General features: G+C 69.1%; 12 protein-coding genes. 8 read left to right on the top strand and 4 right to left on the bottom strand.

All coding sequences use genetic code 11. The annotated features are described in order from the left end of the window. The 3 genes from acnA to C0481_RS20530 all read left to right on the top strand — a co-directional run. A partial coding sequence (gene acnA / locus C0481_RS20540; RefSeq protein WP_293407425.1) for an aconitate hydratase AcnA occupies positions 1 to 1,816 on the top strand: 1,816 nt, incomplete at its 5' end. Positions 1,817 to 1,972: 156 nt separating this feature from the next. Then, entirely contained in the window at positions 1,973 to 2,662 is a 690-nt protein-coding gene (locus tag C0481_RS20535; RefSeq protein WP_293407423.1) for a DUF1223 domain-containing protein, read from the top strand. A 351-nt stretch (positions 2,663 to 3,013) separates the two neighbouring features. Beyond that, positions 3,014 to 3,346: a DUF2794 domain-containing protein gene (locus C0481_RS20530; protein WP_293407421.1), complete on the top strand. Its 333-nt coding sequence runs from the start codon at positions 3,014 to 3,016 to the stop codon at positions 3,344 to 3,346. An 84-nt stretch (positions 3,347 to 3,430) separates the two neighbouring features. Here the strand turns inward: C0481_RS20530 and C0481_RS20525 are convergent, their stop codons facing one another. Then, positions 3,431 to 4,180 carry a Bax inhibitor-1/YccA family protein gene (locus C0481_RS20525; RefSeq protein ID WP_293407419.1) on the bottom strand — a complete coding sequence of 250 codons (750 nt, stop codon included), beginning with the start codon at positions 4,178 to 4,180 and terminating at the stop codon, positions 3,431 to 3,433. A 127-nt stretch (positions 4,181 to 4,307) separates the two neighbouring features. On the opposite strand from C0481_RS20525, the gene thpR reads away from it, so the two are divergent. Further along, entirely contained in the window at positions 4,308 to 4,844 is a 537-nt protein-coding gene (thpR, locus tag C0481_RS20520) for an RNA 2',3'-cyclic phosphodiesterase (RefSeq protein ID WP_293407417.1), read from the top strand. Positions 4,845 to 4,847: 3 nt separating this feature from the next. Here the strand turns inward: thpR and C0481_RS20515 are convergent, their stop codons facing one another. After that, positions 4,848 to 5,231 (bottom strand): DUF2237 domain-containing protein, encoded by a 384-nt coding sequence (locus C0481_RS20515; protein WP_293407415.1) that lies wholly within the window; start codon positions 5,229 to 5,231, stop codon positions 4,848 to 4,850. A gap of 57 nt (positions 5,232 to 5,288) precedes the next feature. On the opposite strand from C0481_RS20515, the gene C0481_RS20510 reads away from it, so the two are divergent. Further along, positions 5,289 to 6,137, top strand: coding sequence for a CoA ester lyase (locus C0481_RS20510; RefSeq protein ID WP_293407413.1), 849 nt, complete (start codon positions 5,289 to 5,291; stop codon positions 6,135 to 6,137). 8 nt (positions 6,138 to 6,145) lie between these two features. Further along, complete coding sequence (locus C0481_RS20505; RefSeq protein WP_293407411.1) at positions 6,146 to 6,853, top strand: hypothetical protein; 708 nt, start codon at positions 6,146 to 6,148, stop codon at positions 6,851 to 6,853. On the opposite strand, the gene C0481_RS20500 is transcribed toward C0481_RS20505, so the two are convergent. Next, positions 6,850 to 7,260, bottom strand: a complete 411-nt coding sequence (locus C0481_RS20500) for an HIT domain-containing protein (protein WP_293407408.1) — start codon at positions 7,258 to 7,260, stop codon at positions 6,850 to 6,852. The two genes, C0481_RS20505 and C0481_RS20500, sit on opposite strands and share 4 nt — an antisense overlap. A 110-nt stretch (positions 7,261 to 7,370) precedes the next feature. Between C0481_RS20500 and C0481_RS20495 the strand changes: the two genes are divergently transcribed. Continuing rightward, positions 7,371 to 8,357 carry a malate dehydrogenase gene (locus tag C0481_RS20495; protein ID WP_293407406.1) on the top strand — a complete coding sequence of 329 codons (987 nt, stop codon included), beginning with the start codon at positions 7,371 to 7,373 and terminating at the stop codon, positions 8,355 to 8,357. A gap of 66 nt (positions 8,358 to 8,423) precedes the next feature. On the opposite strand, the gene C0481_RS20490 is transcribed toward C0481_RS20495, so the two are convergent. Beyond that, entirely contained in the window at positions 8,424 to 9,152 is a 729-nt protein-coding gene (locus tag C0481_RS20490; protein WP_293407404.1) for a lysozyme inhibitor LprI family protein, read from the bottom strand. A gap of 77 nt (positions 9,153 to 9,229) precedes the next feature. Here C0481_RS20490 and C0481_RS20485 point away from each other — a divergent pair, with 77 nt between their 5' ends. Continuing rightward, on the top strand, positions 9,230 to 9,766 hold the full coding sequence (locus C0481_RS20485; RefSeq protein WP_293407402.1) for a GNAT family N-acetyltransferase: 537 nt from the start codon (positions 9,230 to 9,232) through the stop codon (positions 9,764 to 9,766). Positions 9,767 to 9,794 lie beyond the last annotated feature (28 nt).

Below are 9,794 nucleotides of genomic sequence, written 5' to 3'. Positions count from 1 at the left end.
GGGCCTCGCCGGCCTGACCCTGGAAGACCAGGCGACCATCGCCAACATGGCTCCGGAATACGGCGCCACCTGCGGCTTCTTCCCGGTCACCAAGGCGACCATCGACTACCTGCGCGCCACCGGCCGTGATCCGGCCCGCGCCGACCTGGTCGAAGCCTACGCCAAGGAGCAGGGCATGTGGGTCGAGGCCGGCGACGCCGACCCCGTCTTCACCGACACGCTCGAGCTGGACCTGGGCGCGGTGCTGCCGTCGCTGGCCGGCCCGAAGCGCCCGCAAGACCGCGTGCTGCTGTCCGACGCCGCCTCGGAGTTCAAGTCCGCCCTGGCCAAGGACTTCGGCAAGACAGGCGAAGAGCCCCGCGTGGCGGTGGCCGGCGAAAAGTTCGACGTCGGCAACGGCGACGTCGTGATCGCCGCCATCACCTCCTGCACCAACACCTCGAACCCCTCGGTGCTGATCGCCGCCGGCCTGGTCGCCAAGAAGGCGGTCGAAAAGGGCCTGAAGGTGAAGCCGTGGGTGAAGACCTCGCTGGCCCCCGGTTCGCAGGTCGTCACCGACTACCTGAAGGCCGCCGGCCTGACGAAGTCGCTCGACGCGCTGGGCTTCAACCTGGTCGGCTACGGCTGCACCACCTGCATCGGCAACTCGGGCCCGCTGCCGGAAGCCATCGCCGAAGCGGTCAACGCCAACGACCTGGTCGCCTGCTCGGTGCTCTCGGGCAACCGTAACTTCGAAGGCCGCGTGAACCAGGACGTCCGCGCCAACTACCTGGCCTCGCCGCCGCTGGTGGTCGCCTACGCCCTGGCCGGCAACATGAACATCGACCTGGCCACCGAGTCGCTCGGCGAAGGCAAGGACGGCAATCCGGTGTTCCTGAAGGACATCTGGCCGACCTCGGAAGAGATCGCCACGCTGCAGCGCAAGCACGTCACGCAGAAGATGTTCGCGACCCGCTACGCCGACGTCTTCAAGGGCGACAAGAACTGGCAGGGCATCAAGGTGTCCGGCGGCCAGACCTACGCCTGGGACATGGGTTCGACCTACGTGCAGAACCCGCCGTACTTCCAGGACATGAAGATGGAGCCGGAGCCGGTCACCGACATCGTCGAGGCCCGCATCCTCGGCGTGTTCGGCGACTCGATCACCACCGACCACATCAGCCCGGCCGGTTCGATCAAGGCGACCTCGCCGGCCGGCGTCTATCTGCGTGAACGCCAAGTGCCCGCCACGGAGTTCAACTCCTACGGCGCGCGCCGCGGCAACCACGAGATCATGATGCGCGGCACCTTCGCCAACATCCGGATCCGCAACAAGATCACCCCGGAAATCGAAGGCGGCGTGACCAAGCACTTCCCGTCGGGCGACGTCATGTCGATCTACGACGCGGCCATGCGCTACCAGGCCGAGGGCCGTCCGGCGGTCGTCTTCGCCGGCAAGGAATACGGCACCGGTTCGTCGCGCGACTGGGCGGCCAAGGGCACCAAGCTGCTCGGCGTCCGTGCGGTCATCGCCGAAAGCTTCGAGCGCATCCACCGCTCGAACCTGGTCGGCATGGGCGTGCTGCCGCTGCAGTTCACCCAGGACGGCTGGCAGAAGCTGGGTCTGACCGGCGAGGAGATCGTGACCATCCGCGGCCTCACCGAGCTGGCCCCGCGCAAGCAACTGACCGTCGAGATGTACCGTCCGTCGGACGGCCGCATCGCCCGCTTCCCGGTCCGCTGCCGTATCGATACCCCGACCGAGCTTGAGTATTTCAAGAACGGCGGCGTGCTGAACTACGTGCTGCGCAATCTGGCCGGTGGTTCGGCGGCCTAAAGTCTTGGTTTGCCTCTCTCACGCTGAGGGGTAGATCATCACGTTCGAGGGGGTCTGCCGCCCGTGCAGGCCCCCTCTTTCGTTTCCGCGACGCTGCAAGCTGGTCACGCCTTGTTGAAATCCAAAGCTGAGGGAAGTCCGCTTAATTGCGCCACGATGCGTAAGGCCGCGCTTTTCAGCCTCTTGCTCTGTGTCACCCCTCTCGCCGCGGCCGCCAAGCCGCCGGTGGTGGTCGAGCTGTTCACCGCCCAGGGCTGCGCGTCCTGCGGCGAAGCGAACGCCAATCTGGCCAAGATGGCCCAGCGCGAGGGCGTGCTGGCCCTGACGTTTCCGGTCGACTACTGGGATTACCTCGGCTGGCCGGACACTTTCGCCAAGCCTGAGTTCACGGCCCGCCAGAAGGCCTATGTGACGCGGCTGGAGCTGCGCGAACCCTATACCCCCCAGGTGGTGGTCGACGGCCGCACCCAGGCCGGCGGGCTGCAGACCGAAAAGGTCGAACGCCTGGTCTCCCAGGCCGCCAAGGGCCCGCACGATCCGCCGGACATGGCCTTCATCGGTCCGCGCCGGGTCGACGTCGGCTCCGGCAAGGTCCCGCGCGGCGGGGCCGAGGTGTGGCTGGTGCGCTACGATCCGCGCGAGCAGGACGTGGTGGTCAAAAAGGGCGACAACCGCGGCCAGACCGTCGTCCACCGCAATGTGGTGCGCGAAATGAAGCGGCTGGGCGCCTGGCGCGGCCGGCCGACCGCCTATCGGCTGCCAGCAGCCGAGGACGGCCTGGCCTCGGCGGTGCTGGTCCAGGGCGTCGACGGCGGCCGGATCCTCGGCGTCGCCGTCCGAGACTGATCCAGGCGCTGATTTTCGGGGATCCAGACGCAAACAAGCCCGCGCGGAGGGGGGGGAGGATCCGCGCGGGCTCGCATTGGGTGGTGCTCAATGTAGTAGCGTCGGCTGACCGAAGCCCGCGATCCAGGGGGGCTGGGGGGGCTGTTCAGGATCCGGGACCAGCAGGTCTCCGATCAACCGACGATGTCACTATCGAAGGCGGATCAGGCGCGCGAACGACCGAAATAAGGTCTTTCCGTGGCGCAACATTACGGCTGATTTAGATTGGCTGGCCGCCGTGTCGGCTGCGCAACGGATCGCCGCTCACTGAGCATTTGTCGACGGCTGGAAATTGGGGCACGCTGACCGGCGATGGCGCTTGATCCGCAACAGCAGCCTCGGACCGTGCAGGTCTTTTTCGAGCGTCGCGAGCTCGACCGCCTTCTCGCCCTCTATGGCCGCATGGTCGCCGCCGGCGAATGGCGCGACTACGGCATCGGCGCTCTGGCCGACGCCTGCGTGTTCTCGGTGTTCCGCCGCGCCTCCGAAGCGCCGCTCTACCGCATCGAAAAGCGGCCGGCCCTGGCCCGCCGCCAGGGCGCCTGGGCGGTGATCGGCCAGGGCGGCATGATCCTGCGCCGCGGCCACGACCTCGAGCAGGTGCTGCGCTTCTTCGACAAGGGCCGCTTCAAGGTCGTCGACTAGCGGCGTCCGCCTGCAGCATCGCGCCCAAACAAAAACCCCGGCGGTGGCCCGCCGGGGTTCGAAGCTCTCGCTCCAGGTCAGGTCCTAGCGGCGGTCGCCGAAGATGCTGAGCAGGAATTGGAACAGGTTGATGAAGTTGAGGTAGAGGCTGAGCGCGCCGTAGTTGGTGGCCACGGCTTGAGCCGTCTGGTCGCCGCCCATCTCGTAGTAGCTCATCTTCAGGCGCTGGGTGTCGTAGGCGATCAGGCCCGCGAAGATCAGCACGCCGGCGATGCTGATGATGAAGCCCATCATGCTGCTGGCCAGGAAGATGTTGACGATGCTCGCCACGACCAGGCCGATCAGGCCGATGATCAGGAAGCTGCCGAAGCCCGTCAGATCCTTCTTCGTGGTGTACCCGAACAGCGACAGGCCGCCGAAGGCGGCCGCGGTGATCAGGAACGTCGAGAAGATCGAAGCGCCCGTGTAGACGAAGGTCAGCACGCCCAGACCCGCGCCGATCAGGCCGACGATGGTCCAGTAATAGATGCCCGACGAGCGCGGCGTGACGTTCTTCATGGCGAAGGCGCCGAAGAGGATCACGGCCAGCGGCGCGAACGCCACGATCATGCCGAGCAGGGTGTAGCCGACCTTGCCCGAGGGCGAGATGCTGAACATCAGGTCGCGAACGGGCGGGAACGAGCCGGTCACGTAAGCCAGAGCGGCGGAGAGCAGGAGACCCAGCGCTACCTTGTTGTAGACGCCGAGCATGAAGCTGCGCAGACCCGCGTCCACCGACATGTCGGCGCGATCTGCGGGGATCGAGCGCGCGTAGCCGCGGTTATAGTCGCTCATAGGGATGTTGGCCCTTCTAGGAAGCGCCCCTAGCGGACGCCGCTCAAATATCGTGGTCCAATGGCGTCCATGCAAGGCTGGGTCGATTACGATTGCGTCAGAACGTCAGCACCTTAGGTAGGTATCCATGATCCGCCTGTTCGCCGCGCTCGCCATTCCCGAGGACATCGCGCAGGACCTGGTCGCTCGCCAGGACCGCTTGCCGGGGGCCCGCTGGCGGCCGCCCGAGGCGTTCCACATCACCCTGCGCTTTGTCGGCGACGTCGCCGAGAACGTCGCCGCGGACCTCGATACGGAACTTACCACCGTGGGTGGCGGGCCGCTGGAGTTGTCCCTGCAGGGGGTCGGGGCGTTCGGCGAGGGGGCCGACATCCACGCGATTTGGGCCGGCGTCGAGGAGAACGAGGCCCTGCGCCATCTGGCCCGGTCCTGCGAAGTGGCGGCCCGCCGCGCCGGCCTGAAGCCGGACACCCGAGCCTACAAGCCGCACGTCACCTTGGCCTATCTGCGCCGGCCCAACCCGGCCGACGTCGCCCAGTGGATCCAGGAAAACAACTTGCTGCGCACCGAGCCCTTCCGGGTCACCAGCTTCGGCCTCTATTCCAGCTGGCAGTCGGACCAGGGCTCCTGGTACCGGGCCGAGCGCGAGTATCCGCTGTTCTGAGGCTCAGGCCTCGACCGCGTAGTCCTTGAGGACGCCCAGCGTCACGATCGCCAGTGTCTCCTCGTGGGTCGCCTCCAGCACCACCTGCGGCGCGGCGCCGGCGTCCAGCGCCTCCTTCCAGCGGGGCGCGCACAGGCACCAGCGGTCGCCGGGCTTCAGCCCCTCGAACCCGTACTCCGGCATCGGCGTCGACAGGTCGTTGCCGATCATCTTGGAGTAGGCGAGGAACTCGGCGGTCATCACCGCGCAGACGGTGTGGAGGCCAAGGTCGTGCGGCCCGGTCTCGCAGCAGCCATTGCGAAAGAAGCCGGTCACGGGGCTGAGCGAGCAGGCGAGCAGCTCGCCTCCCAACACGTTCTTGGCGCCGGCGTCGTAGCGGGTGGTCATGGCGCCATCCTAACCCTTATGACTGGGCCATAGCTATCCCGTCGGAGCCCGCAGGTCTTGATCGTCGCCCGTCCGCGCCGCAGCGCCCTCTACATGCCCGCCGCCAACGCCCGGGCGATCGAAAAGGCCCGTGAGCTGCCCTGCGACGTGGTCATCCTCGACCTCGAGGACGCGGTCGCGCCCGACGCCAAGGACCTGGCGCGCGACCAGGCGGTCGCGGCGGTGCGCGCCGGCGGGTTCGGCCAGCGCGAGGTGGTGATCCGGGTCAACGGCCTGGACACGCCCTGGGGGCTGGAGGATCTCGCCGCCGCCATCGACGCGCGGCCCGACGCGATCCTGGTCCCCAAGGTCTCGAGCGCCCACGACGTGCGGGCCTACGGCGCGGCCGAGGCCGGCGGGGTGCCGCTGTGGGCGATGGTCGAGACCTGCGCCTCGCTGTTCGCGCTTGGCGAGATCGCCGGGGCCGAGGGACTGGCGGCGCTGGTGGTCGGGACCAACGACCTGGCCAAGGAGATGCGCTGCCGCCTCACTGTCGAGCGCGCGGCCCTGACCGGGCCGCTGTCGCTGATCGTCGCGGCCGGCCGCGCCCATGGCCTGGCGGTGCTGGACGGGGTGTTCAACGAGATCGAGGACGACGCTGGCCTGGCGGCGCAATGCGCCCAGGGGCTGGAGTTCGGCTTCGACGGCAAGACCCTGATCCATCCGCGTCAGGTCGAGTCCGCCAACGCCGCCTTCAGCCCTTCGGCCGAGGAGGTCGCATGGTCGCGGGTGGTCGTCGCGGCCTTCGATTCGCCGGAAAACGCCGCTAAGGGTGTTCTTAAAGTCGAGGGGCGCATGGTTGAGCGGTTGCACCTGGCGCAGGCGCGGCGCGTGATCGCCGTGGCCGAGGCCATCGCCGCGGCGTGAGGCGTGATTTGAACCATCTTCTGAGCTCTGCGATCGGGCTTCTGGCCCTGGCCGCCGCGTCGTCGGCTCAGGCGCAGGACGTCGTCGATCCGATCGGCTCCATTCTCGACCAGGTCGACGAGGAGACCGCCGAGGCCGTCGGCGCGCCGCCGCCTGTTGCGACCCCGCCGGCGCCCGCGCCCGCCTTTCCCTACAGCCCGCCGTCCGCGCCGGCTCCGGCCGAGCGGCCGGCCGTCGTCAGCCTGCCGCCGGCCTATACGCCGCCGCCGGCTCCGCGCCGGCCGCGGCTGACCGCCCCGGTGACGATCGACGAATACGACAAGACCCCCGAGGCGCCGCTCAACGCCGCCGAACTCGGCTACGAAACCCGCCTGCGCTCGTCCTTCGCCTCGGCCCAGGGCATGCAGGGGCCGATGGACGGCGCCTGGGTGCTGCGTGGGCGCTCGGGCGAGACGCTCTATTCGTTCCTGTTGGTCGACAAGGGCGGCGGAACCCTGGAAGGCGCCTGGCGCGATCCGCGCCGGCGCGGAACCCCCGAGGGGTCGGGCTTCCTGGTCGACATCCAGCGCACCGGCTCGCAGGTGACCGCAAGCTTCTATCCGCGGCCGGGAGGCGGGGTGGCGACCCTGTTGCTCAATCCGGGACCTGGCGGCGAGTGGTCGGGCGATCTGCTGGAAGGCCGCGACCGCACCGCGGTCACCCTGCGCCGCAATTAGCCGAGGCCCAGCGCCGCTTTCGCCGCTGCTGTCGCACGCGCCAGCTTGTCCGCGCCGTAGGTCTCGGCTGGGCTGTGGCCCCAGACCGGGCCGGGCCAGGCCGGATCGCCGATCCGTCGGCCGATCACATGGACGTGCAGCTGCGGAGTGAGATTGCCGAGCGCGCCGACGTTCAGCTTGTCGACCTGGACGCCCAGCGCCCGCACGGCGTGACCGGCGGCCAGGATCTCGTCGGTCAGGATCGCCAGCTCCTCGCGCGCCAGGTCTTCCAGCTCGCGCAGGGCCGCCCGGCGCGGGATCAGCACGATCCAGGGATAGCGCGCGTCGTCCTGCAGCCGCGCATGGCTGAGGGCGAGGTCGCCGAGGGCGTGAGAGGTGGCGACGAAGGCCGGATCGATCTCGAACATGACCCCGGCTTGGTAGCCCCGCAGCTGCGCGGAGTCACTTGCGCTTGCCGCAAAGCCCTTGCGGGTCTAGAGCGCGTGCGAATTTCGCACTGCAAACACGGGACAGTTCCATGACCACGAAGAAGCCGATCCGCGTCGCTGTCACCGGCGCCGCCGGCAATATCGGTTACGCCCTTCTCTTCCGCATCGCCTCGGGCGAGATGCTGGGCAAGGACCAGCCGGTCATCCTGCAACTGCTCGAAATCCCGACCGAAGGCGCTCAGAAGGCCCTGAAGGGCGTGGCCATGGAGCTGGAAGACTGCGCTTTCCCGTTGCTGGCCGACATGGTTCTGACCGACGACGCCAACGTCGCCTTCAAGGACGCCAACTGGAACCTGCTGGTCGGCTCCAAGCCGCGCGGTCCGGGCATGGAGCGCGCCGACCTGCTGAAGGACAACGGCAAGATCTTCATCGCCCAGGGCAAGGCCATCGACGCCGTCGCCGCTGACGACGCCCGCGTCGCCGTGGTCGGCAACCCCTGCAACACCAACGTCATGATCGCCGCCAGCCAGGCTAAGCGCCTGACCGCCGACCGCTTCACCGCTATGGTGCGCCTGGATGAAAACCGCGGCCGCGCCCAGCTGGCCAAGAAGGCCGGCGTCTCGATCAACGACGTCAGCGAGCTGTTCATCTACGGCAACCACTCGCCGACCATGTTCGCCGACTTCACCCACGCCAAGATCGGCGGCAAGCCGGCCGCCGACGTCATCGGCGACGAAGCCTGGCTGAAGAACGACTACCTGCCGACCGTCGGCAAGCGCGGCGCGGCGATCATCGAAGCCCGCGGCCTGTCGTCGGCCGCCTCGGCCGCCAACGCCCTGATCGACCACGTGCGCGACCTGACCACCGTCGGCGCCGTCCACTCGGTCGCCATCGCCAGCGAAGGCCGCTACGGCTTCGCCGAAGGCGTCTGGGCCGGCATGCCGGTGAAGACCACCGCCACCGGCTACGACGTCATCACCTCGTACGAGATGGACGATTTCGCCAAGTCTAAGATCGCCATCACCAACGACGAGCTGGTCGGCGAGCGCGACACCGTGAAGGACATGCTGGGCTAAGCCCGACGCGTCTGAACGTTTCGAAGGGCCGGCCCGCGATCGCGGCGCCGGCCTTTTTCGTGCGCGCTATCTTCCGTTCAGGCGCGCGCGGCCGGCGGCTATGGCCTCGAGTTCGCCAATGCGGCGGTCATAGGCGGCGGCGACGGCGCGCGGCGAGCGCAGGGCCGCCTCCTCGCGGTAGGCCAGCCATTCGTCCTGGTCCTCGCGCAGCGCCTCGATCGGCGCACCCGAGCGCTCGGCCTGGCGATAAGCGCGGGCCAGGTGGCGGTCGGCGGCGGCGAGCACCGCATCGGTGCAGACCATCTCCTCGGCCAGCGATCCGGCGTTGCGGCAGTCGAAGCTCGGGCGGCCCGCGTCGCCCCAGGTCGGGTCCTGGGCCAACGGCGCTTGCGGGGCCCACGGGGCCGGCGGCGCGCGCGGCGGCGCCGGGGCAGGGCGTGGGATCGGCGCCGGCGGCGGTTCGGGCGGCAGGGGCGCTAGGCCGGGCGGCGGGCCGCCCATGTCTGGCGGCAGGGTCTCCAGCGGTGGCGCGGGCGGCGGCGGAGCCGCCGGCGGCAGCTCAGCCATGACGATGTCCATCTGGCGCTCGGACCCGGCCGCCGGCGTCGCCGCCGGCATCGGGGCGCGGGCCGCCAGATCACTGATCAGCTGCGGACGCGCCGCCAGGCCCAGGCCGACCCCCAGCACGCAGGCGATCGCCACGCCGCCCAGCATCGCCTTGCGGCCGATCCGTCGGCGCGGCGGCGAAGGATCGCGCGGCTCCAGGGTCAGGGGCGGTTCGCCGTCGAGGTTCATGGCGCCACCCTACCGCCAGGGGCTGAACGCCGGCTGAACCGCTGGCGCGGCGGTCCGAACCGGTGAAAAATCGCGTCATGAGCCTCGGACCCACTCTCGAAACCGCCCGCCTGATCCTGCGCCCGACCTCGGGCGAGGATTTCGAACCGTGGGCCGCCTTCGCCGCCGACGAGGAGGCCGCACGCTTCCTCGGCGGGCCTCAGCCGCGCGAAACGGCCTGGCGGATGATGTGCACCATGGCCGGCTCCTGGGTGGTGCGGGGGTTTGGCATGTTCTCGGTGATCGAGAAGGACAGTGGCCGCTGGGTCGGCCGCCTGGGCCCCTGGCAGCCCGAGGGCTGGCCGGGCACCGAGGTCGGCTGGGGCGTGGCGCGCGAGTTCTGGGGCAAGGGCTATGCGCCCGAGGGCGCGGCCGCGGCCATCGACTGGGCCTTCGATCATCTGGGCTGGACCGAGGTCATCCACTGCATCGACCCCGGCAACGTCAATTCGCAGGGCGTGGCGCGCAAGCTCGGCTCTTCGATCCTGCGCCATGCGCTGCTGCCGCCCCCGCTCAGCGAGAGCGTCGACGTGTGGGGTCAGAGCCGCGAACAGTGGCGCGCGCGCCTGTCCTAGTCCTTTGGTTCAGTCATCCATGCCCTAA

It is taken from the genome of Phenylobacterium sp. (genome assembly GCF_013822795.1).
GTDB lineage: Bacteria > Pseudomonadota > Alphaproteobacteria > Caulobacterales > Caulobacteraceae > Phenylobacterium.
The sequence above is the reverse complement of the archived record's forward strand: the minus strand, read 5'-3'. Positions and strand labels throughout refer to the sequence as shown.

Excerpts from the sequence above, each read along its gene's own strand:
- C0481_RS20485 (WP_293407402.1), top strand. The coding sequence starts at position 9,230 with ATGAGCCTCGGACCCACTCTCGAAACCGCCCGCCTGATCCTGCGCCCG.
- C0481_RS20495 (WP_293407406.1), top strand. The coding sequence starts at position 7,371 with ATGACCACGAAGAAGCCGATCCGCGTCGCTGTCACCGGCGCCGCCGGC.
- thpR (WP_293407417.1), top strand. The coding sequence starts at position 4,308 with ATGATCCGCCTGTTCGCCGCGCTCGCCATTCCCGAGGACATCGCGCAG.
- C0481_RS20500 (WP_293407408.1), bottom strand. The coding sequence starts at position 7,260 with ATGTTCGAGATCGATCCGGCCTTCGTCGCCACCTCTCACGCCCTCGGC.
- C0481_RS20530 (WP_293407421.1), top strand. The coding sequence starts at position 3,014 with ATGGCGCTTGATCCGCAACAGCAGCCTCGGACCGTGCAGGTCTTTTTC.
- C0481_RS20535 (WP_293407423.1), top strand. The coding sequence starts at position 1,973 with ATGCGTAAGGCCGCGCTTTTCAGCCTCTTGCTCTGTGTCACCCCTCTC.
- C0481_RS20525 (WP_293407419.1), bottom strand. The coding sequence starts at position 4,180 with ATGAGCGACTATAACCGCGGCTACGCGCGCTCGATCCCCGCAGATCGC.
- C0481_RS20515 (WP_293407415.1), bottom strand. The coding sequence starts at position 5,231 with ATGACCACCCGCTACGACGCCGGCGCCAAGAACGTGTTGGGAGGCGAG.
- C0481_RS20490 (WP_293407404.1), bottom strand. The coding sequence starts at position 9,152 with ATGAACCTCGACGGCGAACCGCCCCTGACCCTGGAGCCGCGCGATCCT.